Genomic DNA, 22,887 nt, shown 5'->3' on the forward strand with positions numbered 1-22,887 from the left:
TTTTATCTGACGCAGTCGCGCCTCCTGTGGGCGCTAAAAGCGTGAATATCGAAGTTTACGGCGACCAAAGGTGCCGTTTCGATCTCCTGCACCGTTTTAGTAAAATTCTGAGCCCACGCCTCGCCGCCTTGTTCTTCTATATAGCGGGTCACATAGCTGGTGGATAAAAAGAATAGCGCCACTTCCAGCGGAGTCAGAAACAGGATATTGGCAAACACTTCCCGGCGGGCGTTGCACAGATGTGGACAGGCCTGCATTAATTCCAGAGTATCGTCATAGTGGGTCAGGCGTGAATCACGCCATGCGGCCCAGCGAGTCACCAGTTCGCGGCCAATAAAGTCTTGCAGAGGCCCATACACCAGAGGGAAATCATATTTCCAGGCGCAGAACAGCGCATCGGGTTTTAACCACCGGGCAAGATGCGCCAGAATTTTGGGGCGATCCATCCAGTAAAAGGACGTGGCGCTGGTCACCAGATCATAAGGTTGATTTGGCGTAAAACAGGCGGCGTCGCAAACGGTGAAATGAATATCCGGATAATTCTGGCGGGCTTTGGCAATCATCGCATCGCCAATATCGCAGCCTTCAACCTGACTGAACAGGGCCGCCAGCGGGGCGGTGGAGACGCCGTTGCCGCAGCCGATATCGAGTGCGGCCTGGCGTTCGGGCGTGCGGGAAGCGAGTGAATCGTACAGCGCTTGCGGGTAGCGGATTTTATGCCTGATAGCATTATAGGCGGCGGCATGACGATTAAACTGCTGCATGTAATACCCCTGTATTTATTCTGTATATCTGCGTTTGTCATCAGAGAGCCAACGATATTTGTCAGAAAAATGTAGCAGAGATTCAGACTGTAACGGGGAATAGTTATTTCAGATTATTATATTGCTTATTTTGATTGCTACAGTAACCGTATTCGCAAATATTAAACATGAGCCGTCCATCATCACTCAATAAAAGCTCAGGTTTTATCGATAAAATCCACAATGTTTAACAGATAATGTGTAACATCGTTGTTTCCAAAAAGTAACGCCCCCCATAATGGCAGCAGCAGCGCTAAAATCAGGGTTGCAAACCAGAAAGTCAGCTTTTGTGCGAACATCACTATCACCAATGGCTTATTGCTATTTTTAATACTGACTTTTGTCCGCCGGAAAAGTTCACACTGCCATATTAATTGATGAAAAATGGGAAAAATCCCTTTGCTTGCTCGTCTTGCGTGGCGAAAAAGACCGGACTATGGGGATTACATAGTCCGGTAAAAGTGTTACAGGGGATTTTCATGGAGAACCCACATTCATCATGGCACAACGCGCTGTGAGTTTGTCGGCCATCCCGGGTTTTCGGAGTGATCCAGGCACTTTTTGTTTGGTGGTGGAATAGCGAAAAAAAATCCGGCGCGATAGAGGCATCGCAGCCGGAAAAAGTAGCAGTTTCAGGATATCTCAGAGTGATACGTTAATCATAGTGGCATAAAAAAGGCGGTTTTAGCGGCGGGGAGACGGGTTTTAGGAAGCATCCAGGAATAGGGGGAGTTTTTATGTCGCTGAGCTCACTGAATTTTTCACAAAAAACGTTATGTAAACAATGCGTTAATTCTAATGTTAAAGCGGGGAAGTCGGTTTTGACAGCGCAATAAATGTTAAAACTGCTTTGGCCGTTGATGTGGTTAATGATTGACCAGAAGTTGCTGCTGTGTGGGTGAAAACGAAGAAAAACGCGATGGTCGTTTATTGAGCGGTTTTCGGTTGTAAAACATACGGCGCAGAATTATGCACCTGGCAGCATTCTGATTATTGACGATCGCGACGTTTAACAACTTTTTTAGCAGGAAGAGCGATAGCCGACAGGCCTTGTCATACGTGGCCTGTAGCATATTTGCGCAAACAGGTATTGCGGTTTATTTTTGAGATAAATCCCGGTTCAAATCTTGCCATAAAAGCAGGAGATGCAGGGAGATAAGGTTGACTACGCAGAGAAAATAGGGCTTTATGTAAATAAATATGTGATCCAGGTCACTCTGGTTGACAAAAGAAACCCGGCCTTGACAAAAGGTGCGATTCCGGCGCCGTTCGCGGATCTACATAATGGAGGAAAATGCCTGCTACGCTATAGCAGGAAGTAACATCAGAAGTTCGGCCCGCTGACTATTAGTCGGGTGGGGCAAAAGGCGAGAAGTGCACTCCCTTAAATTTTTCTGCCGGGGGCAACCCGTATTTGCACAAAGCTTGCTTCTGGCAGATCGCCTGTAAGGGCGTTTTACCGTTAGAGGATGGAACATGAAGTTAAGAAGGAAAAAGGTCAAACCGATAACGCTTAAGGATGTGACCATCATCGATGATGCCAAGCTGCGTAAGGCGATTACCGCCGCGTCGCTGGGTAACGCGATGGAGTGGTTCGATTTTGGTGTCTATGGTTTCGTTGCCTACGCACTCGGTAAAGTATTCTTCCCTGGCGCCGATCCCGGCGTGCAAATGATAGCCGCACTGGCGACCTTCTCAGTCCCATTTTTGATTCGTCCGCTGGGCGGCCTGTTCTTCGGTATGCTGGGCGACAAATATGGCCGTCAGCGTATTCTGTCTATCACGATAGTGATCATGTCGATCAGTACGTTCTGTATCGGGCTGATACCTTCCCATGCCACCATCGGTATCTGGGCGCCGATATTGCTGCTGTTGTGTAAGATGGCGCAGGGTTTTTCGGTAGGTGGTGAATATACCGGCGCTTCGATCTTCGTAGCCGAATATTCGCCAGACCGCAAACGCGGTTTTATGGGGAGCTGGCTGGACTTCGGCTCTATTGCTGGTTTCGTACTGGGGGCGGGCGTCGTGGTGTTGATCTCCACGGTTGTCGGTGAGGCGAACTTCCTTGACTGGGGTTGGCGTATTCCGTTCTTCCTGGCGCTGCCGCTGGGCATTATCGGCCTTTATCTGCGCCACGCTCTTGAAGAAACCCCGGCTTTCCAGCAGCACGTCGATAAGCTGGAGCAGGGCGACCGTGAAGGTCTGCAGGATGGCCCGAAAGTCTCCTTTAAGGAGATCGCTACCAAACACTGGCGCGGCCTACTGGCCTGTATTGGTCTGGTGATTGCCACCAACGTGACCTACTACATGCTGCTGACCTATATGCCAAGCTACCTTTCCCATAACCTCCATTATTCCGAGGATCATGGGGTGCTTATCATTATTGCCATTATGATTGGTATGCTGTTCGTACAGCCGGTAATGGGACTGCTGAGCGACCGTTTCGGCCGCCGTCCTTTCGTGCTGTGTGGTAGCGTAGCGCTGATAGCCCTGGCGGTACCGGCATTTAAGCTTATCAACAGTGATGTTATCGGACTGATTTTCGCTGGTTTGCTGATGCTGGCGGTGATCCTCAACTCCTTCACCGGGGTGATGGCCTCTTCGCTGCCGGCGATGTTCCCGACGCATATCCGCTACAGCGCTCTGGCCAGCGCCTTTAATATCTCGGTGCTGATTGCCGGTCTTACGCCGACGCTGGCCGCCTGGCTGGTGGAAAGCACCCAGAACCTGATGATGCCCGCTTACTATCTGATGGTGATAGGCGTCATTGGTCTGATTACTGGCCTGTATATGAAAGAGACCGCGAATAAACCGCTGAAAGGCGCCACGCCGGCGGCGTCGGATCTGGAAGAAGCGCGTGAAATATTGCAGGAGCATCACGATTACATCGAGCATAAAATCGAAGATATCGATCGTGAGATCGCTGAACTGGAAGAGAAACGCAATCGCCTGGTGCAGCAGCACCCGCGTATTAACGAGTAATCCCAAAGGGCCCCCATCCGGGGGCTTTTTTTTAGGTTCACCGCGGATTGTCGTGAAGCTGGAGTTACCGGCGGCTGTCCTGGCTTCTGGGTGAGTATGTCGCGCAGGAGAAGGTTCCGTTCACCTTAAGGTGATTTATCTTATGTTGGTTGCGGAACCGGTGAATTAACAGAGAAGCTGTTGCCTGAAGTGAACGGAACAGCCCACCGCATCGACATATTCTGCCGTATTTTGGGAAACAAGCGGCACGCCAATCCGCGATGCCCCTTTTCTTGCCTAACGCAGCCGCATCGCCGTAAATTTATTGCGAATCACGCCATCATAAAAACGTCCCTTAGAAACGACGGCCAAAAACGTGTGGAAGGTTTTTTCCGGAACGTTGCGATAGCGCCACAGCTGACCATCTTTAAACAGAATCTCCAGCTCGCGCATCCCGGTATCGTAGCCAATACTGGCGATTCGTGATGAAGTCACGGGGTGTCTGTTCATTCTTGTGGCTCCGCTGCGCTTAAGTACCGTATAAAAACATACGCAAATTTTCAGCCAACGATCAACTGGCAGGGAGTACGATTTAACGATGGTACGAAAATAAACATGCTGAAAGATTATCTGATTATCGCCATGCTCACGGTAGTGGCGGGTTGGAAGATTAGCCTGCCAGTAATGGGATTATTGATTTTGTGGTGCTGGCGGCGCCGACATATCGTCTGGGGCTTGCTGTTCGGGGCGGGATTTTTGTGGATAGCGCTGGCGGCCTGGCAGTTTGAGAAGTATCTGTGAATGCCGCCGTGGCGGCATTCATTGTGCTTAGTTCATGCCGAGGCGGATAAGCTCCACGGGCTGATACCGACCTTCACAACCCTCGATTTCCACCGTCTTCGAGCGGCGCAGGTCGCCAGGCGACATGCCGTCGCCGTGGATTGCGGTAATCACGCCCGTCTGGCCGGTGCCGTTAATCATAACGCGGCTGCCGGTGGTAATAGAATTGCGATTGCGGTCATAGGTCATCATTGTGGTTTCTCCTCTGAATGAAAGTGAGCAATTCAGACGCTGTTATTCTGGAATATTCTGAGCAAACAGGGCGTTGATCGCGATCAATTCGAATGTTTTCATGTGATTTTCGTCACATAATTACAGTAGTGGCGCTGCGGCCCGTTAGCCGCTAATGTGTGAATCATTATGCACCGCATACGGCGGCGCAGGCTGAATCAGGGAGGCTTTTCGCCAGGATGTTAAAGATGATGCTGGTCACGGCCCGTGACAGGGTACGGCTGACGGAAATTACTTCGGTTCTGATCCGTTATGGGTTGCAGGATATCGCCCGAATGCTGGGGCTGACGACGCTGCGCGACAGCATTCGCCGCGATCGCGAACAGGCCCGGGTACAGAGCATGCCCGAGCGACTGCGGCACGCTCTGGAAGAGCTGGGGCCGACCTTTGTTAAACTCGGGCAGATCCTGGCGACCCGCACCGATTTGCTGGATCCCGCCTGGACCGACGAACTGGAAAAATTACACAGTCAGGCCAGAGCGCTTCCCTGGGAAAGTCTGGCGGGCCAGATATGTGAAGATTTGGGCGCCGAGCCGGAGCAGGTTTTCGCTGAGTTCGATCGCACGCCGATCGCCGCCGCGTCGATGGCGCAAATTTATCGCGCCAGGCTCCATAGCGGCGAGGCGGTCGTGGTGAAGGTGCTACGCCCCGGCCTGGAAAAGACTATCCGGGCCGATCTGCGGCTACTGACCTTTCTGGCGGGCGCGCTGGAAGAACAGAGTAGTCAACTGGCGCGCTATCATCCGAGCCAGATTGTACTGGGCCTTGCTACTGCCTTGAACCACGAGCTGGATCTCACCCAGGAAGCCAGTAACTGTGAGCAGCTCGCTCACTGCTTTGCCGATGACCCACAGGTGGTCATTCCCGCCATCCACTGGGCCTGGACTTCACCGCGTCTGATGGTACAGGAGTTCTTACCGGGAATGACGCCGGAAAGTCCGCAGCAGTTGACTGACGCCGGGCTGGATGGCCATATTCTTGCACGAGAAGGAGCTCGGGCGTTTATGGAGATGGTGCTGGAGCATCGTTTGTGGCATGCCGATCCTCACCCCGGAAATGTGATGGCCCTGGAAGGAAACCGGGTTGGTTTCATCGATTTCGGGATGGTGGGGCGCCTGAGCGAGCGGCGGCGCAATCAGTTGCTGATGATGCTGGATGCCATTGCCGCTCGCCAGAACGAAGGTATTATCAATGCCCTGATCGAATGGTCGGGGGATGAGGCCATCGATATTAACCGCTTTGAGCTGGCGGCGCAGAATTTCCTCGATAAGCAGGGGGCGGCGCCAATGAAGCTCAGTAAGGCGCTGGCGGATCTGCTGGCGATGGTTCGCGAATTCCGGCTGGCGCTGCCGCCAGATCTGGCGCTGCTGTTTAAGGCGCTGATTACCGCCGATGGGGTGCTGCAGCGTCTGGATCCCGGTTTTGACATCGTCGCTACGCTGCGCCCGATGCTGCGTGAAGTCGTGATGCGGCGCTACCGGCCAGGCGACGCCCGCCGTCGCCTGCTGGCGCTGGGGGCACAGGTACTGGATGCCGGTGAAGAGTTGCCCCAGACGCTGCGCCTGATGTTACGCCGTCTGAAGTTGGGGAAGGTCAATGCCGATCTGGAAATTAAGAATATCGGGATGCTCGGTCGCGCCCTTGAGCGCGCGGCGGTTACGCTGGCGATTGCGGTAGTGACGGCGGCATTCGCGCTGGGGATAACGCCCTGGCTGATGGCTAGCGGATGGCATCTCTGGGGGATCCCCATCTTTCCGGTGCTGGGCCTGCTGGCCTGCGGTGCAGGCATTTTTCTGCTGGTGCTGCGATTGCGCCGTTAGTCCGTCTGTTTAACCTTTGTTGACGTTATCTTCGCTACAGTGGCTCAGCAATCCGCCGCGTCCGGCAGAGGCGTGGCGTATAAATACCCAGAAAATAAAACGATCTATCCATGCAAGCTTGAACCGCCAGTCGCTGGCGGTTTTTTTTCGCCCGGCGGCCGTATAGGCCAGAAATATATGGCTGTTTCCCGGTATTATTTCCTCTTTTGCACTTTACCCGATAAACAGCCCCCGCCGTATTAACTCATTTTGATCGATGGCATTTATTCAACTCAGGCAAACGCTGAATTGCGTGAAGATGACGCAGCCGATGGTAAGGAAATGCTCCCTATAGCGCCCTGACGAGCATTTGTAACAGCGTCAGAAGAACAGGCGACGGAACAAACGGACTGATACGCTGACGCAGCCTTTCCCACCAGCGCTGCCGCGACTGCCAGCAGCGAGGGGGGAATATCTTCGGGATTCAGCGCGTCGAGCCACCACAATCCGACGGTCAGGCCAGGCTGGCGGTGGTGAAGACGACGCCCGGCCCTGGTATCAGCTGTCGTTCAGCAGACATTCTTAATTCCCCGTGAGTGATTAACCGGCGCCAGCGTAGCGGGTTTCGTCAGCTAACGAACTATGTTCGGGCTCAGAATGAATTTTTTTCATGGTTGATGAATTTTCCTCGTTTGCATCACAGGCATTCTGCTGTCATTGTTTCGGACATGCAGCCATCCAGATGGCTAAAAATTCAATACGACAATTATCACCCGGCTGAACTACCGGGAGAGGAGAGCAGCATGCAACGACAACAGGCACCGTTCCGCGCCGATGTGGTGGGGAGTTTTTTACGTCCGGACAGCATTAAACGCGCTCGTGAGCAGTTTGCCGCCGGGGAGATCGACGCCGCCGCGCTGCGCAAAGTGGAAGATGAGGCGATCCGCGATGTGGTACAGCAACAGTGTGCCTGCGGTCTGCATGTGGTTACTGATGGTGAATTCCGTCGTGCCTGGTGGCATTTTGACTTCTTCGACGGGCTGGAAGGCACGGAACCCTTCGAGACCGAGCACGGCATCCAGTTTAACGGCGTGCAGACCAAAGCTCGCGGTATTCGGGTGGTGGGACGGGTGAAATTCGGCGATCACCCGATGCTGGAGGATTTTCGCTATCTGAAGAGCATCAGCGGTGATGCCTGCCCAAAAATGACGATTCCCAGCCCCAGCGTCCTGCACTTCCGCGGTGGTCGCGAAACCATCGACCGTACCGTTTATCCGGAGCTGGACGCGTACTTCGACGATCTGGCCATCGCCTGGCGCGACGCCATTCGCGCTTTTTACGACGCGGGCTGCCGTTACCTGCAACTTGATGATACCGTCTGGGCCTATTTGTGCTCCGACGAACAGCGTCGTCTGGTGCGGGAGCGTGGCGATGACCCCGACGAACTGGCGCGTACCTATGCCCGGGTTCTGAATAAGGCGCTGGAAGGTAAACCTCAGGATCTGACGGTCGGGCTTCATGTATGCCGCGGCAATTTCCGCTCCACCTGGATCTCCGAAGGGGGCTATGAGCCGGTGGCGGAAGTGCTATTCGGCACCGTCAATATCGACGCCTTTTTCCTGGAATACGATAACGATCGCTCCGGGGATTTCAGCCCGCTGCGCCATATTCGTCCCGGCAATCAGCAGGTGGTACTGGGGCTTATCACCACCAAGAACGGCGAGCTGGAAAATCCGCAAGGCGTGAAGGCGCGCCTGCAGGAAGCGGCGCAATATGTTGATATCAATCAGATCTGCCTGAGCCCGCAGTGTGGTTTTGCCTCCACTGAAGAGGGCAATAGCCTGAGCGAAGGGCAACAGTGGGATAAAGTCCGGCTGGTGACCCGCCTGGCGGGAGAAGTCTGGTAAACGGGAGCGGCCCGGTCTGCGCCGGGCCAGTAGTGGTATAACTCAGGGCTGGATATGGTACAGCGGCATGTCCAGCTGAGCCGGATTATCGCGGCCTGCGCCTGGATCCATACCTTCCCAGGGAATATGGCCGGGCATAATCATCGCATTACGTGATGTCTGTGGTTGTGGCAGACAGGGGTCGGCCAGCGCGCCAAAGGGAAAGGTTGTCAGCAGCGCGGCCAGGGTCAATATAGGTTTCATTGGCTTCCTGACTCGCCCGGTGCGGGCTTAATAGGTTCAGGCAGGCGTGAAGAGCCTGCCGACGGGCCTAACTATTACAACCGTTGTAGCCATAGCCGCTGTGGTAGTGATTCAGCGGATAAAGATACCGGGACTCGCCTTGCATATTGGTCACGCGATACTTATGGGGCGGTACGGAAAAATAATTTTTAAACGTACGGGTCAACGTCTGCTGGGATTCAAAACCATAGCGTTCGGCCAGGTAGAGAATCGGCTCATCGCTTTCTTTTAGCTTCTGGGCAATCTCAGTCAATTTGCGATTGCGGATATACTGACCCAGCGAATGGCCGGTTTCTTTCTTAAACATCCTCTGTAAGTGCCATTTGGAGTAACCGGAACGCTCGGAAACTTTATCCAGCGAAAGCGGGGACTCCAGGTTGTCTTCAATCCAGTCCAAAATGCTATGAATCGTAACCGCATCATTATTGCGTCTGGACATCATCTCACCTCATATAATTATACTTTTACGGCAGAATCTTCTTGAGCAGGCATTCAAGATGAACCACCTCATCCGCCGTAAGATTTCTTGTTAATTCCTGGTGCAGGCTTTGCCCTACAAGCTGATGACAACGCTCGCACAGCTCAGCGCCGGTGGGCGTGAGGCGAATCAGCACGCCGCGTTTGTCATGGGGATTCGGCAGACGCTCAATCCAGCCCTTGCAGGTGAGGCGGTCGAGCATTCGGGTCAGGGCACCCAGATCCACCGATAATCTCTTTTTTAACTCCACCGGTGTGGCACTGACTTCGCAGTGAATAGTACACAACACTCTAAACTGCGATGCCGTAATACCCAGTGGAGACAGGTAATCATTCAACAAGCGGTCTTTATGCTGGTTAGCCAGCGTGATCAGACGTCCCAGAGGGACGATTTGATTAAACAGATCGCTCGATTCATTCAAGATAGTTGCCCAGGCAAGTACATTAGTCACGTGAGATATTATTGCCCGGGCAAGAGTAAGTCAACTAACTTAAAGTGGGCGATAACACTTTCTGCTAAAGCGTTTCGTGAATATAAAAAAATATGTCTGAATGTATCTTCATGCCAGTCATTGCGGCCAGAATAGCCGGTTAATACCTTACTTTTACTGACAGATATTCGCTGGTCTGACCGGCGATTTGTCCATATACTCGGGCCGGTTTTCCGATCGGATCGTTAATAAGGAGTGACGATGCTGGATTTGTTTAAAGCCGTTAGCCTTGGGCTGGTGGTGTTGCTGCCGCTGGCCAACCCTTTGACTTCCGTTGCGCTGTTTCTTGGGCTTTCGGGCGGGATGAACAGCGAGGAGCGTAACCGTCAGTCGCTGATGGCTTCCGTCTATGTTTTTGCCATTATGATGGTGGCCTGGTATGCCGGTCAGCTGGTAATGAGCACTTTCGGGATCTCAATACCTGGTCTGCGTATTGCCGGTGGCTTAATTGTGGCCTTTATCGGTTTTCGAATGTTGTTTCCGGCGCCTGTAGTCGCCAGAAAGGATGAAGAAGAGCCCCCAAAGGCAGCAAATATCGCTTTTGTACCGCTGGCCATGCCAAGTACGGCGGGGCCGGGTACCATCGCGATGATTATCAGTTCAGCCTCTACCGTAAAACACGGCATCGACTTTCCGGACTGGGTGATTCTGGTGTCGCCGGTACTGATTTTCCTGTGTGTCAGCCTGATATTGTGGGCCTGCCTGCGCAGTTCAGGGGCTATTATGCGGCTGGTGGGTAAAGACGGCATTGAGGCTATTTCTCGTCTGATGGGCTTTTTGCTGGTCTGCATGGGCGTGCAGTTTATTATTAACGGCGTGCTGGAGATAGTTTCTCAGTACCATTAAGGGCGAGGGCGGCAGGCACAATAAAAACAGGGTTGTTAATGAAAGGTTAAATGATGAGAATGAAATATTCTCCTTGTATGACCTGAATGAGCAGTACCATGTTAACCACTCTTCCCGCATCCCTGTTTTCGCGGATCCGTATTTTTCTTGGCCGCCTGAAACCTCACGCCCTGCCGGTAGCCAGAAAACATATCCTTCTCTGTTCCGTTGGTGCGGGTAGCGGGCTGGCGGTAACCGGCATGTTCAGCCACTGGCTGCTCGGCGAAGTTAATCTGTGGTTTATTGCGCCAATGGGGGCTTCAGCCGTACTGCTGTTTGGCGTTCCGGCAAGTCCTCTGGCCCAGCCATGGTCCATTGTCGGGGGTAATGTCCTGTCTGCGATGATCGGCGTCTCTGTGGGGATTCTGGTGCCTGATACGGCGCTGGCCTGCGGTCTGGCGGCCGGTCTTTCCATTGCTGCGATGTATTTTTTGCGCTGCCTGCATCCGCCTGGCGGTGCGGTGGCGCTAACGGCTATTCTGGGCGGCGCCGAGGTTGCGCATCAGGGTTATCACTTCGTCCTGACGCCAGTACTGCTGAATTCTCTGATGCTGGCAGCGCTGGCCATTGTCTTTAACAATCTGGTGGGGCGCCGTTATCCGCATCCGCTGGCCGAAGAAGAGGTTAAAAGCCGGGGGATGCCGCTGGGAATGTCCGTGACCCGCGAAGATATCCATGCCGCGCTACTCGACGGTCAGTTTCTGGATATTGACGAGGATGACGTTCAGGAGTTGCTGGAGAAAATTGAGCAAAAAGCGGCTATGCGGAAGTCGGAAGCGCGGCGGAGTTGAGGTGTTTTCCCATCGGTGGTTGCCGATGGGAAAACGTGCGCGTCAGGAGTGGTGGGGCTGTTCTTCCAGCGCGTTGGGCCAGCGACGGAAGACCACCAGCGACCAGACCAGCGCCGCCAGGGCCGGGATGGCGCCCACATAGCCGATATCCGCCATCGACAGATGCAGACTGACCTGATTCCCCACCAGCGCGCCCGCGCCGATACCAATATTAAAGATGCCGGAAAACAGGGCCATCGCGACATCGGTGGCATCCGGTGCCAGCGCCAGCACTTTCACCTGCATGCCCAGACCAATCACCATCATCGCAATTCCCCAGAACAGGCTAAGCGCGATAAGCCCATTGCTGCTGCCGGAGGCCGGATACAGCAACATCAGGCAAACCAGTAGCATGGCGATAGCGCCGCTGACCAGGGTTGAGGCATGAAGGTTGCCCAGCTTGCTGAAAATAATACTGCCGATGATTCCGGCTCCGCCCAGAATCAGCAACAGTACGGTGGCGAATCCGGCGCTGAAACCGGCGACCGCCATCACAAAGGGCTCAATATAGCTGTAAGCGGTGTAATGGGCGGTCACCACTACGGCGACCAGCAGGTAGATGCCCACCAGCGCCGGGCGACGGAACAGCGCCGGCAGACTCTTAAGCGAGCCGGAATGCTCGCTGGGAAGCCTGGGCAGCAGCTTCATCAGGCTCAGTAGCGTCAGCAACGCCACCATACCGATACCCAGGAAAGTCATGCGCCAGCCCAGATACTGACCCACCATACGGCCCAGCGGCAGACCCAGCACCATCGCCAGCGCGGTACCGGTGGCGATAAGACTCAGTGCCTGGGCGCGCTTACCGTGCGGCGCCATACGGATCGCCAGCGAAGCGGTAATCGACCAGAAAATAGCGTGGGCGCAGGCGATGCCGATGCGACTCAGCACCAGTATCTGGAAGTTCCAGGCTAGATAAGAGAGCAGGTGGCTCGCGACGAAAACCATAAACAGGCCAATCAGCAGTCCGCGCCGCTCAAACTTCGCCGTCAGCAGCATAAACGGCAGCGACAATAGCGCCACCACCCACGCATAGATGGTCAGCATAATGCCCACCTGAGCGGTCTGCATATTGAAACTCTGCGCGATATCCGACAGCAGGCCCACGGGCGCAAACTCCGTGGTGTTGAAGATAAATGCGGCGATGGCGAGCGTCACAACGCGCAGCCACGCGACTTTGCGGGAGACTGTGTTTGCCGTCATAAGAGTGTTTTGCGTCTGTTCATCTGAAAGGAGGAAGAAAGGCGCCGATCTTAAAACCTCGCTCGGGCAAAATACAATGGTTTTGTGACGCAACTCTCATTTCTTTACAATGATGACGTTCATCCTGGTACGGTTACTGACGGCATGTTAATAACTGAGGAATCAATATATCGAGGATGTAAGTTATGCAGGCGATTGATTTCTGGCTGGTTGATGCGTTCAGTGACCGGCCGTTTGGCGGCAATGCGGCGGCAGTTTGCCCGTTGACCGACTGGCTGGCGGATGAGGTGATGTTACAGATGGCGCGGCAGCATAATCAGTCGGAGACCGCTTTTCTGGTGCGCAGCGACGAAGGCTTTGAACTGCGCTGGTTCACTACCCATGCGGAAATCGATCTGTGCGGCCACGCCACCCTGGCCGCGGCCCACGTGATCTTTGAATATCTTGACTGGCCGGAAACGACCATTCGCTTCAGTACCCGTTTTGTGGGCGAACTTCAGGTTACCCGTAATGGCGAATGGCTGACCCTGGATCTGCCAGCTCGTCATTGCACGCCCGAAGCGCCGCCCCGAACGCTGCTTAAGGCGCTGGGCATCGAGCAGGCTCGCTCGGTCAGTAAAGGAAAGTGCTGGCTGGTGGAGTTGGAAAGTCGCCAGCAGGTTGAAGCGCTACAGCCGGATTTCGCCCTGATGCGGCAAATCACAGGGCTGAATAAGGTGTGCGTGACGGCGGCAGATAGCGAGTATGACTTTGTCAGCCGTTTCTTTAGCCCGGAGGTGACGATTCCGGAGGATCCGGTGACCGGTTCGGCCCATACCCTGCTGATTCCCTGGTGGGGAGAGAAGCTGGGCAAAACCCGGATGCGCGCCCGCCAGGTGTCGCAGCGGGGCGGCGATCTGCGCTGTGAATGGCAGGGAGAGCGGGTAAAAATCGGTGGACAGGCGCGTACCTATATTATGGGTAAGGTTTTTCTGTAACCTAATTCTATGAATATCTAGCTAATTCTCAAAAAACATATGTTATCGCCTTTGGTTATTGGCCCCGTAATGGTGACACGCGAAATAATTTCACGACTAGCGGAATAACAGCAAATGGCGATTTTTTATGTGGTATACGATCTTTTCCGGGCTGATCTGCGGCGCGCTGCTGGGTGTTGTGATGCAGCGCGGTCGTTTCTGTCTGACCGGCGGTTTTCGCGACATGTACATTGCGAAGAACAACCGCATCTTCTACGCGCTTCTGATAGCGATAGCCGTGCAGAGTATCGGAGTGTTTACCCTGATTTCCGGCGGCTTGCTGAGCTATGACGCAGGCGCTTTTCCCTGGTTTGGCACCATCTTCGGCGGATACGTTTTTGGTATCGGCATCGTTATGGCGGGCGGCTGCGCTACCGGCACCTGGTATCGCGCCGGGGAAGGGCTGCTGGGTAGCTGGATAGCGCTGTTCGCCTATATGCTTACCAGCGCGGTGATGCGCTCGGCGCACCTGACGGACTTTAACCATCAGGTCAGGGGGCTGAATACCGCCCACAATTCCATCGCTGAAACCTTTGGTATTTCGGTATGGCTGCTGATCGCGCTGCTGGCGCTCGTCACTCTGGCGCTGGTAGTGAAAGAGTTGCGCAAGCCGAAGCTGAAAATGGCGATGCTGCCGCCTAAGCGTAGCGGTCTGGCGCACCTGCTGTTTGAAAAACGCTGGCATCCGTTTGTTACAGCGATTCTGATCGGTCTGATCGCCACCCTGGCCTGGCCCCTGAGCGAAGCCACCGGCCGCCATTTTGGTCTGGGGATCACCTCACCAAGCGCCAATATCATCCAGTACCTGGTGATGGGTGACAGTAAATTCCTGAACTGGGGCGTTTTCCTGGTGCTGGGGATCTTTCTGGGCTCGTTTATTGCCGCGAAGGCCAGCCGCGAATTTCGCCTGCGCGCAGCCGATGCCCGTACCTCGGTGCGCAGCTTCGGTGGCGGCATACTGATGGGTTTTGGCGCCAGTATTGCCGGCGGCTGCTCCATTGGCAACGGTCTGGTCATGACCGCTATGATGACCTGGCAGGGCTGGGTGGGACTGGTCTTTATGATTCTGGGCGTCTGGACCGCCTCCTGGTTCCTGTTCGTACGCCCGCAACGCAAAGCGCGTCTGCAGACCGCTTCTGCCTGATCTATTTTTAAGTAAGGAGTTACGATGACGGTTAAAAAACTCGATGTAGTCAGCCTGGTATGTCCGTTTCCGCTGATTGAAGCCAAAGCCGCCATGGCGGAGCTGCAAAGCGGCGACGAACTGGTGATTGATTTCGACTGTACCCAGGCGACGGAAAGCATACCGCAGTGGGCGGCCGAGGACGGCCACACCATCTCTGACTATCAGCAGGTAGGCGATGCCAGCTGGACCATCACCGTAAAGAAAGGGTGACATTGTCACTTTTTTCACCGGCCGGGAAGGGCGCTGCCTTACCCGGCTTTTTTATTGCTTCACCTGCTCACAAAATAACATGATAACGTGGAGGCAATCGTTGTATAAGATAACGCGAGAGAGCGCGCGCCAGCGCATCGCCCGCAGCCTGACTGAAGCGCTGGATAACTGGCACCGACGTCTGTATCCCAACGAAATGGCGCGCTTCACCCCCCTGAAGCTGGACGCCATTCCCGAATCAGAGCTGATTTTTATGATGATTCGCACGGCTGGCGGCGCGGCGGTGGGCTGCGGCGCCGTTGAACTGAAGCCGCGGGGCGGCGGTGAGCTGAAAAGTATCTGGATTGACCCCGAGCATCGCGGACACCGCCTGGGGGAGCGCCTGCTGGAGGCGCTGGAACAGCAGGCATTGAGTGAGGGATGCTGTCGGCTCAGGCTAACGGCGGTGAGTCGTCAGCACGGTGCCGTCACGCTTTATTTGCGTAACGGTTACCGTTTTATCAACGATGGCCCGGAAGCGCTCATGGAAAAGGCGCTTAGGATTCAGGATCGAGCGGATGAGAGGCTTCGCGCTTCGGCAACAGGCTGCTAAAGGCGTCAAGCTGCGGCGTTCTGGCGCCGCGACGCCAGATAAGCCAGGTGGTTAGCGTGCGCCACGGCGTGGTGAGTGCCCAGCGCGATACCTGATGGCTGCCAGGCATGCTTTCCAGCATGCTGAGCGGCATCAGCGCCAGCCCGGCGCCGGCAATCACGCAGGCCAGCATACCGTGATAGGATTCCATCTCATGGATTTTTCCAGGCATGGCGCCATCCTCATGAAACCAGCTTTCAAAATGGCGCCGGTAGGAGCAGTTGGCGCGAAAGGCGTAAATACTGGCGCCGTTAACGTCCCGGGCCCGGGAAATAGGGGGATGACCGGCAGGGGCGATCACCACCATCTCTTCATCGAATACCGGAACCCCTTCCAGCGCCGGGTGCAGCAGGGGGCCGTCGACAAAAGCGGCGGCCAGACTGCCGTCCAGCACGCTGTCGATCATTCCGCCCGACGGGCCGGTGCTGAGATCTAACTGAATGCGCGGATAGCGCTGGTTAAATTCCGCCAGAATACCCGGAATGCGCACCGCCGCGGTACTTTCCAGTGCCCCCAGCGCCAGCCTTCCCTGTGGCTCATCTCCGGAAACCACCGTGCGGGCTTCGGCCACCAGACCCAGAATCTGCCGGCTGTAGGTAAGAAAACTATGCCCGGCGGGGGAAAGCCGCAGACGCTGATTTTCGCGGATAAACAGCTCAGTGCCGAGATCCGCTTCCAGCTGGCGAATACGGGTGGTCAGGTTAGAGGGCACGCGGTGTACCCGCCGGGCGGCGGCGCTGATGCTGCCTTCTTCTGCCACGGCGTTAAACATCTCAAGCTGGGTCAGATCCATAGCTTTCTCATATTGTGAAAGTTCGAGTTAATATTATTCAGTTTTATCGACCATTGTACAATGGCATGCTTAACCCACATTCGATAAAAATCGTGGAGAACAGAAATGACGCATACGTTTTCACCTGCAACCCATGCGATTTCCATTAATCCGGCTACCGGTGAGCAGATTGGCGCCTGGCCCTGGGCCGATAGCGTGGCCGTTGATAAAGCCATCGAACGGGTCTATCAGGGCTATCGCCAGTGGCGCGACGTATCGCTTGCCGAGCGGGCGGACGCTCTGCGTCGTCTGGGGGCCGCGTTACGTCATCGCGGCGAAGAGATGGCGCAGCTGATTAGCGCCGAAATGGGTAAACCCATTACTCAGGCCCGGGGAGAGGTAAATAAGTCTGCGGCCCTGTGCGACTGGTATGCTGAACACGGGCCGGCGATGCTGAGTCAGCAGCCGACCCAGGTGGAACAGAATAAAGCCGTAGTGGAGTTTCGCCCGCTGGGGCCGGTGCTGGCGGTGATGCCCTGGAACTTTCCGCTGTGGCAGGTGCTGCGCGGCGCGGTGCCGATTCTGCTGGCGGGCAACAGCTATCTGCTGAAGCATGCGCCTTCGGTAATGGGTTGCGCCTGGCTGATTGAAGAACTGTTTCGCGATGCCCGGATCCCGGCCGGCGCTTTTGCGGTGGTTAACGCCACTCCTGAAGGGGTAAGCCAGGCGATCGCCGACGATCGTATCGCTGCCGTAGCGGTGACCGGCAGCGTACGCGCCGGAGCGGCTATCGGGGCTCAGGCCGGCGCTGCGCTGAAGAAGTGCGTTCTGGAGCTGGGCGGCAGCGATCCCTTTATCGTTCTGAACGATGCGGATATTGATGAGGCAGTAAAAGCCGCCGTGGCGGGACGTTATCAGAATACCGGGCAGGTTTGCGCCGCCGCCAAGCGTTTCATTGTCGAGCAGGGCGTTGCTGAAGCCTTTACCCGTAAATTCGTGGCCGAGGTGGCCCGGCTGCGTATGGGCTCCCCGAGTGATGAAGAGAACGTGCTGGGGCCGATGGCGCGCTACGATCTGCGCGACGAACTGCATCAGCAGGTTGAGGACTCCATAACCCAGGGGGCTGAACTACTGCTGGGCGGCCACAAGGTGGAAGGGGCTGGCAACTACTATGCGCCGACGGTGCTGGGTAACGTCACGCCGGAAATGACCGCATTCCGCCAGGAGCTGTTTGGCCCGGTGGCGGCCATTACCGTGGCCCGGGACACTGAGCATGCTCTTGAACTTGCTAACGCCAGCGAATTCGGGCTTTCGGCCACGCTGTACACCGCCGACGAAGCGCTGGCCAGCGATATGGCCGCGCGCCTGGAGTGCGGTGGCGTGTTTATCAACGGTTACTGCGCCAGTGATGCCAGGGTGCCTTTTGGCGGGGTGAAAAAGAGCGGATTTGGTCGCGAACTGTCCCATTTTGGCCTGTATGAGTTCTGTAATGTACAGACCGTGTGGAAAGATCGTCGCTAGCCTTTCTGCGCATGGCGCACGCTTAACGTGGAGCGTATACTGCGCTCCGCGTTTCGCCAGCGGCAGCTAAAGCAGGAACCTGGCGCTGAACGCGGCGAACAGCAGCATCGCTACGCTGCTTATCGTCACGCTAATAAAACTCATAATTGCACCGATGATAATGAACTCTCTGATACCCCGTTTGCGCATGCCATTCTCCAGCGGTTACCCGATTAACTTTAGGGGAAAAAGGTTAAACGGAAGCTAAATTCCGCACCGGGGAATACGCGAGAGGAGGAAGTATCATGAATAACACCGACGCACTGTTCGAACGGCTGGCTCGTTCCCGTTTCCGCAGCCGTTTCCGGCTGGGGCCTAAAGAGCGTCAGTACTGTCTTGATAAAGGGGCATCGGTTATCGAGCGCCACGCTATCGATTTTATCACTACCCGCCTGGCGTGCGCCTGGCCGCCCAATGACGGTAAACAGACGCCCATGCGTGGGCATCCGGTTTTTATCGCCCAACACGCCACAGCCACCTGCTGTCGCGGTTGCCTGGCCAAATGGCACGGTATCGCCGCCGGACAAGCGCTAAACGAAGAGCAGCAGCGCTACGTACTGGCCATTATCTGGCGCTGGCTGGTGACGCAAATGAACGATACTCCGGGGCGTTAAGCGCCCACGCGGGTACAGAATAGGTTATGCTGGCCTTCAGATTTCCAGGACAAAGAACGCCATGAAAATTGCCGATAAGCCAGATAACGAAGAAGACCGCCTTCAGGCGCTCCATGCTTCCGGCCTGCCGGAGTCAGGGCCTTCCGAACGATTCGATCGCCTGACACGTATGGCGCAACGTATCTTTGACGTTCCCGTTGCCATGCTGAATCTGGTGGATGCCGACAGGCTCTTGCCGCACTCCTGCATTGGCATTACGCCAGATAAGTGGGATCGCGGCACCTCGCTGTGTTCCCACGTAATCTTGCAGAGCACGCCGATGATTATCAGCGATCTGCTGGAAGATTTGCGTTTTCATGATGCACCAGCGGTAACTCAGCAGGGGCTGCGTTTTTACGCCGGTTGTCCGGTGCATATGCCGGATGGTTTTGCCATAGGGGCGTTGTGTATCAGCGATACCCGTCCGCGCGAGCTTTCCCGGTGCTACTGCAGGATCTGGCTGCTATCGTAGAAGACAGCTTCGCAGTACTGACTGAGGTGCGACTGGATGAACTGACCGGTCTTGCCAATCGCCGCGGCTTTGACGAGCTGGCCGCTTATGCGCTGGCGGGAGCCAGACGGCGTGCGAAACCTGCCTGCCTGTGCTTTATCGATCTCGACGACTTTAAACTGATTAACGATGCCTGGGGACATGATGCGGGGGATAAAGCGCTGAGCGTCATGTCCGTGCTAATGAAGCAGAGCTTTCGTGAAGATGATGTCATCGGGCGTCGCGGCGGGGATGAATTCAGTATCCTGTTTACCGACAGCTCTCTGACCGGCGCCCGTAAGGCGATTGAGGCATTAGAGCATAAAGTGAACCAGTTTAATCAAACCAGCGGTCAGCCCTGGCAGTTACGCTTTTCGTGGGGAATGTCTCAGTACGATCCTCTGCGCCATTCTTCGCTGCGCTCGCTGCTACAGGTGGCGGATCGGCGTATGTATCAGATGAAGAAATCACGCCATTTGGCCCGTTAGTTCAGGCCCGGTCACAGTTTTTTAAATAAAATTGAAAATATAAACTCACTTTGATCGAAACGGGGTTTCAGATTATCCTTGTTTGCTATTTTGAGGTCAGGTTATTGACAGCGCCTTTTCAGGCCGCTTTATCAGGTAAGGAACTAGATTGTGAAGTCTCTGAATCGTCGTGATTTTCCCGGCGCCAGCTATCCTGAGCGCGTTATTCAGTTCGGCGAAGGCAACTTCCTGCGCGCCTTCGTTGACTGGCAGTTGGATCTGCTGAACGAACACACCGATCTTAACGCCGGCGTGACCATTGTCCGCCCCATCGATAGCGATTTTCCGCCGTCCCTGAATGAGCAGGATGGCCTGTATACCACGCTGATTCGCGGTCTGAACGAACAGGGCGAAGCGGTAAGCGACGCGCGGCTGATTCGTTCGGTGAATCGTGAAATCAACGTATATCGCCAGTATGACGAGTACCTGAAACTGGCCCACAATCCCGATATTCGCTTTGTGTTTTCTAACACCACGGAAGCCGGTATCAGCTACCACGCGGGCGATCGCTTTGAAGATGCTCCGGCGGTAAGCTTCCCGGCCAAACTGACCCGTCTGCTGTTTGAACGCTATAGCCACTTCGACGGCGCTCAGGACAAAGGGTGGATCATGATTCCCTGTGAGCTGATTGACTATAACGGCGATGCGCTGCGCGACCTGGTATTGCGCTACGCCCGGGAGTGGAATCTGGCGGAAGGTTTTATCCAGTGGCTGAATGACGCCAACACCTTCTGTTCCACACTTGTGGACCGGATTGTCACCGGCTATCCGCGCGATGAAGCCGAACAGATAGAGCAGCAGCTCGGCTATCACGATACCTTCCTGGATACCGCCGAGCATTTCTACCTGTTTGTGATTCAGGGGCCGAAGTCGCTGGCACAGGAGCTACGGCTTGATAAACTGGCGCTTAACGTCCTGATCGTCGATGACATCAAGCCGTATAAGGCCCGTAAGGTGGCGATTCTCAACGGCGCCCATACCGCGCTGGTGCCGGTGGCCTTTATGGCCGGTCTGGATACCGTGGGTGAAGCGATGAGCGATGTGCAGATCTGCGCCTTTGTGGAAAAGGCGATTCGCGATGAAATTATTCCGGTGCTGGATCTCCCCAAAGAGGAGCTGCTGTCGTTCGCCCAGGCGGTGACAGGGCGTTTTCGTAACCCCTATATTCGCCATCAGCTGCTGTCCATTGCCCTGAACGGTATGACCAAGTTCCGCACCCGCATTCTGCCGCAGCTGCTGGCGGCCCGGCAGGTTAACGGTAAACTGCCAGCGCGGTTGACCTTCGCCCTGGCGGCGCTGATTGCCTTCTATCGGGGCGAGCGGGGCGGCGAAAGCTATCCGCTACAGGATGACGCCCACTGGCTGGAACGCTACGGACAGTGGTGGCCCGCTTATCGCGATGGTCAGCTGAGCGCCCGGGCGCTGGTGGAGCAGGTACTGAGTGACAAAGAGCACTGGCAATGCGATCTGCTGGCGGTGCCGGGGCTGGTGGAGCAGGTCGCCACCGATCTGGAATCAATTCTCGACAAAGGGATGCGCGACGCAGTAGCGCCGCTGTGCTGAACTGACTGATCGAGAACAACATTAAAGGCCGTGGTTATTTGCCCTGGCCTTTTTAGTCTGGAATGTACATTAGTTACAACATACTTTTGATTTTGTTCTTAGCCTTCACAGGACATCGGCGCTGGGCACAGTTTAGTCTGGCAGGTAGGGAGAGACGCGTTCCACACTATCGTAACGCGCTCTGGCCGCCCGAAAATCGTCGACAGAGGCGATAATTCACTGCCATAGCGGCATCATGCGAATAAGCATCTCTTTTCCCTGTTCGGTCACCGTGTAGATCACGCGGGGGCTTTTCTCCTGATAGTCGTGGCGCGAGATAAGCCCGTCGCGCTCCAGTTGGCGTAACGTGCGCGTCAGCATTCTTTGGGTCACGCCGTTAAGATTGCGGCGTATTTCAGCATGGCGCATAGGGCCCCCGGTGCCCAGCAGATGCACGATACCCAGCGACCATCGGTTTCCCGCATGAGTCAGAATTTCCCGCTTCAGGCCGCCATCATCGTCGCTTAACTGTTCACATAATACTTTTGATAGTTGCAGTATGGCTTCCCGATCCTGCTCCATTTCACCCCCGGTATCATCGGTGTGCCTGATTGAATTCGGCCGTTATCCGATGTCAGTCTGTACCCAGCATAAGGGGGAGAGTAGGCAGCGCTTTCAGATGCCGGAAACTCGTACCCCATCCCGACTGCGCCAGGCCCGCACCTGCTATGATCACCTGGCGGGAGAAGCGGCGGTGGCTATTTACCGCTATATGGAACAGCAGGCATGGATCGACGCCCAGGGCAGCGCGCTAACGGAAGAGGGCGAGCGCCAGTTTCAACGGCTGGGCGTGATGCTCGATCCTCAGACCCGGCGAAAACCCTGCGCTGCCTGTCTGGACTGGAGCGAACGCCGTTTTCATCTGGGCCGCCGCGCTGCTGTTGATGCTGCAACAGAAGGGCTGGATAACCCGCACTCACGGCAATCGCGAAGTGACTATCACCAGGGAGGGCGCATCGGCTCTGCGGCGCCTGTTCCGGGTTGAGCTGCGCGGGCGCTGATATGACGCGCGGGATGTCCGTGCAGTGCTCATTCCGACCTTTACCCTGGTCGATATCTTTATGGCACATACGTTGCAGTGGGCAAGACTTATGGAATTGTGCTCTGCCCGGAAATTTCGGAATATCTGGAGCTCGCCCTGAATAGAGTGGATTATCTGCGAGCACTGGAAAGAATAATCAGCAGAAATTACGATAAACTGGTTGCAAAGCTTTTAAAATCCCTTGCGCCGGAAAAACGAGAGAGGATAAATTATTTTTTTAACTTAATTAGATATCTGGAAACAGGTTTTGGAATCTGGCAGGAGAACTGTATTCGTTATCAACATAGTGTTGCTGCACAAATGAGTCAGTCATATCGAATTGCTATTACCAGAAGGGCAACGTAGATTAGCCCCATAGATCACCAGACGCTTCGCCTCTCTTAAAATAAGAGGTAGTCTTGGAACTATGTTTAACACCAGTCAGAATAATAAGATGGTTGAAGTGTTATCAGGGCCTGAGCGGCGTCGGCGTCGTACACCGCAGGAAAAAAT

At 55.1% G+C, this 22,887-nt stretch carries 23 protein-coding genes and 2 pseudogenes; 15 read left to right on the forward strand and 10 right to left on the reverse strand.

Annotation, left to right across the window (positions count from 1 at the left end; all coding sequences use genetic code 11):
• Window positions 1-2: 2 nt before the first annotated feature.
• Entirely contained in the window at window positions 3-764 is a 762-nt protein-coding gene (locus V3W49_RS15605; protein ID WP_500146721.1) for a methyltransferase domain-containing protein, read from the reverse strand.
• Window positions 765-2,279: 1,515 nt separating this feature from the next.
• On the opposite strand from V3W49_RS15605, the gene proP reads away from it, so the two are divergent.
• Window positions 2,280-3,785, forward strand: coding sequence for a glycine betaine/L-proline transporter ProP (gene proP, locus V3W49_RS15610; protein ID WP_500146722.1), 1,506 nt, complete (start codon window positions 2,280-2,282; stop codon window positions 3,783-3,785).
• A gap of 276 nt (window positions 3,786-4,061) precedes the next feature.
• On the opposite strand, the gene V3W49_RS15615 is transcribed toward proP, so the two are convergent.
• Complete coding sequence (locus tag V3W49_RS15615) at window positions 4,062-4,274, reverse strand: KTSC domain-containing protein (RefSeq protein WP_500146723.1); 213 nt, start codon at window positions 4,272-4,274, stop codon at window positions 4,062-4,064.
• A 105-nt stretch (window positions 4,275-4,379) separates the two neighbouring features.
• Here V3W49_RS15615 and V3W49_RS15620 point away from each other — a divergent pair, with 105 nt between their 5' ends.
• Entirely contained in the window at window positions 4,380-4,565 is a 186-nt protein-coding gene (locus V3W49_RS15620; protein WP_500146724.1) for a hypothetical protein, read from the forward strand.
• 27 nt (window positions 4,566-4,592) lie between these two features.
• On the opposite strand, the gene ydfZ is transcribed toward V3W49_RS15620, so the two are convergent.
• Window positions 4,593-4,796, reverse strand: coding sequence for a putative selenium delivery protein YdfZ (gene ydfZ / locus V3W49_RS15625; protein WP_500146725.1), 204 nt, complete (start codon window positions 4,794-4,796; stop codon window positions 4,593-4,595).
• Between the two features lie 218 nt (window positions 4,797-5,014).
• Here ydfZ and V3W49_RS15630 point away from each other — a divergent pair, with 218 nt between their 5' ends.
• Together V3W49_RS15630 and V3W49_RS15635 are read left to right on the forward strand one after the other, a co-directional pair.
• Window positions 5,015-6,655, forward strand: coding sequence for an ABC1 kinase family protein (locus V3W49_RS15630; RefSeq protein ID WP_500146727.1), 1,641 nt, complete (start codon window positions 5,015-5,017; stop codon window positions 6,653-6,655).
• 782 nt (window positions 6,656-7,437) lie between these two features.
• A complete protein-coding gene (locus tag V3W49_RS15635) occupies window positions 7,438-8,541 on the forward strand; it encodes a cobalamin-independent methionine synthase II family protein (protein WP_500146729.1) in 1,104 nt (367 codons plus the stop codon).
• 42 nt (window positions 8,542-8,583) lie between these two features.
• On the opposite strand, the gene V3W49_RS15640 is transcribed toward V3W49_RS15635, so the two are convergent.
• The 3 genes from V3W49_RS15640 to marR all read right to left on the reverse strand — a co-directional run bounded on the left by V3W49_RS15640 (window position 8,584) and on the right by marR (window position 9,722).
• Window positions 8,584-8,784 carry a hypothetical protein gene (locus V3W49_RS15640; RefSeq protein WP_500146731.1) on the reverse strand — a complete coding sequence of 67 codons (201 nt, stop codon included), beginning with the start codon at window positions 8,782-8,784 and terminating at the stop codon, window positions 8,584-8,586.
• A 67-nt stretch (window positions 8,785-8,851) separates the two neighbouring features.
• A complete protein-coding gene (gene marA / locus V3W49_RS15645; protein ID WP_500146757.1) occupies window positions 8,852-9,262 on the reverse strand; it encodes an MDR efflux pump AcrAB transcriptional activator MarA in 411 nt (136 codons plus the stop codon).
• A 25-nt stretch (window positions 9,263-9,287) separates the two neighbouring features.
• Window positions 9,288-9,722 (reverse strand): multiple antibiotic resistance transcriptional regulator MarR, encoded by a 435-nt coding sequence (marR, locus tag V3W49_RS15650; RefSeq protein WP_500146732.1) that lies wholly within the window; start codon window positions 9,720-9,722, stop codon window positions 9,288-9,290.
• 270 nt (window positions 9,723-9,992) lie between these two features.
• On the opposite strand from marR, the gene V3W49_RS15655 reads away from it, so the two are divergent.
• Together V3W49_RS15655 and V3W49_RS15660 are read left to right on the forward strand one after the other, a co-directional pair.
• On the forward strand, window positions 9,993-10,637 hold the full coding sequence (locus V3W49_RS15655) for a MarC family NAAT transporter (protein WP_500146734.1): 645 nt from the start codon (window positions 9,993-9,995) through the stop codon (window positions 10,635-10,637).
• Between the two features lie 98 nt (window positions 10,638-10,735).
• The gene (locus V3W49_RS15660) at window positions 10,736-11,467 is read left to right on the forward strand and encodes an HPP family protein (protein WP_500146736.1); all 732 of its coding nucleotides are present in this window, start codon (window positions 10,736-10,738) and stop codon (window positions 11,465-11,467) included.
• 42 nt (window positions 11,468-11,509) lie between these two features.
• Here V3W49_RS15660 and V3W49_RS15665 read toward each other — a convergent pair whose 3' ends face one another.
• Window positions 11,510-12,706 carry a sugar transporter gene (locus V3W49_RS15665; protein WP_500146737.1) on the reverse strand — a complete coding sequence of 399 codons (1,197 nt, stop codon included), beginning with the start codon at window positions 12,704-12,706 and terminating at the stop codon, window positions 11,510-11,512.
• 185 nt (window positions 12,707-12,891) lie between these two features.
• Here V3W49_RS15665 and V3W49_RS15670 point away from each other — a divergent pair, with 185 nt between their 5' ends.
• The 4 genes from V3W49_RS15670 to V3W49_RS15685 all read left to right on the forward strand — a co-directional run bounded on the left by V3W49_RS15670 (window position 12,892) and on the right by V3W49_RS15685 (window position 15,710).
• A complete protein-coding gene (locus tag V3W49_RS15670) occupies window positions 12,892-13,683 on the forward strand; it encodes a PhzF family phenazine biosynthesis protein (RefSeq protein WP_500146739.1) in 792 nt (263 codons plus the stop codon).
• A 127-nt stretch (window positions 13,684-13,810) separates the two neighbouring features.
• Entirely contained in the window at window positions 13,811-14,866 is a 1,056-nt protein-coding gene (tsuA, locus tag V3W49_RS15675; protein ID WP_500146741.1) for a thiosulfate utilization transporter TsuA/YeeE, read from the forward strand.
• Window positions 14,867-14,890: 24 nt separating this feature from the next.
• On the forward strand, window positions 14,891-15,118 hold the full coding sequence (gene tsuB, locus V3W49_RS15680) for a thiosulfate utilization sulfurtransferase TsuB/YeeD (protein WP_500146742.1): 228 nt from the start codon (window positions 14,891-14,893) through the stop codon (window positions 15,116-15,118).
• A 100-nt stretch (window positions 15,119-15,218) separates the two neighbouring features.
• Complete coding sequence (locus V3W49_RS15685) at window positions 15,219-15,710, forward strand: GNAT family N-acetyltransferase (protein ID WP_500146743.1); 492 nt, start codon at window positions 15,219-15,221, stop codon at window positions 15,708-15,710.
• Here the strand turns inward: V3W49_RS15685 and ptrR are convergent.
• Complete coding sequence (ptrR, locus tag V3W49_RS15690) at window positions 15,655-16,542, reverse strand: putrescine utilization regulator PtrR (protein WP_500146745.1); 888 nt, start codon at window positions 16,540-16,542, stop codon at window positions 15,655-15,657. The genes V3W49_RS15685 and ptrR overlap by 56 nt on opposite strands.
• 105 nt (window positions 16,543-16,647) lie before the next feature.
• On the opposite strand from ptrR, the gene sad reads away from it, so the two are divergent.
• Window positions 16,648-18,042: a succinate-semialdehyde dehydrogenase gene (gene sad / locus V3W49_RS15695; RefSeq protein WP_500146746.1), complete on the forward strand. Its 1,395-nt coding sequence runs from the start codon at window positions 16,648-16,650 to the stop codon at window positions 18,040-18,042.
• A 66-nt stretch (window positions 18,043-18,108) separates the two neighbouring features.
• On the opposite strand, the gene V3W49_RS15700 is transcribed toward sad, so the two are convergent.
• Window positions 18,109-18,231 (reverse strand): hypothetical protein, encoded by a 123-nt coding sequence (locus tag V3W49_RS15700; RefSeq protein WP_500146748.1) that lies wholly within the window; start codon window positions 18,229-18,231, stop codon window positions 18,109-18,111.
• Between the two features lie 95 nt (window positions 18,232-18,326).
• On the opposite strand from V3W49_RS15700, the gene V3W49_RS15705 reads away from it, so the two are divergent.
• From V3W49_RS15705 to V3W49_RS15715, 3 genes and pseudogenes are all read left to right on the forward strand, one after another.
• On the forward strand, window positions 18,327-18,695 hold the full coding sequence (locus V3W49_RS15705; protein ID WP_500146749.1) for a DUF4186 domain-containing protein: 369 nt from the start codon (window positions 18,327-18,329) through the stop codon (window positions 18,693-18,695).
• A 61-nt stretch (window positions 18,696-18,756) separates the two neighbouring features.
• Window positions 18,757-19,712, forward strand: a pseudogene (locus tag V3W49_RS15710) (sensor domain-containing diguanylate cyclase).
• A 150-nt stretch (window positions 19,713-19,862) separates the two neighbouring features.
• A complete protein-coding gene (locus tag V3W49_RS15715; protein WP_500146750.1) occupies window positions 19,863-21,314 on the forward strand; it encodes a tagaturonate reductase in 1,452 nt (483 codons plus the stop codon).
• A gap of 219 nt (window positions 21,315-21,533) precedes the next feature.
• Here V3W49_RS15715 and V3W49_RS15720 read toward each other — a convergent pair.
• Window positions 21,534-21,875: pseudogene (locus V3W49_RS15720) on the reverse strand (winged helix-turn-helix transcriptional regulator); the annotation flags it as partial.
• Between the two features lie 97 nt (window positions 21,876-21,972).
• On the opposite strand from V3W49_RS15720, the gene V3W49_RS15725 reads away from it, so the two are divergent.
• Window positions 21,973-22,338 (forward strand): hypothetical protein, encoded by a 366-nt coding sequence (locus tag V3W49_RS15725; RefSeq protein ID WP_500146751.1) that lies wholly within the window; start codon window positions 21,973-21,975, stop codon window positions 22,336-22,338.
• The last annotated feature ends 549 nt before the right edge of the window (window positions 22,339-22,887 follow it).

The sequence above is a fragment of the Rosenbergiella sp. YN46 genome (assembly GCF_036620675.1).
In the GTDB taxonomy this organism is placed as follows: Bacteria; Pseudomonadota; Gammaproteobacteria; order Enterobacterales; family Enterobacteriaceae; genus Jejubacter.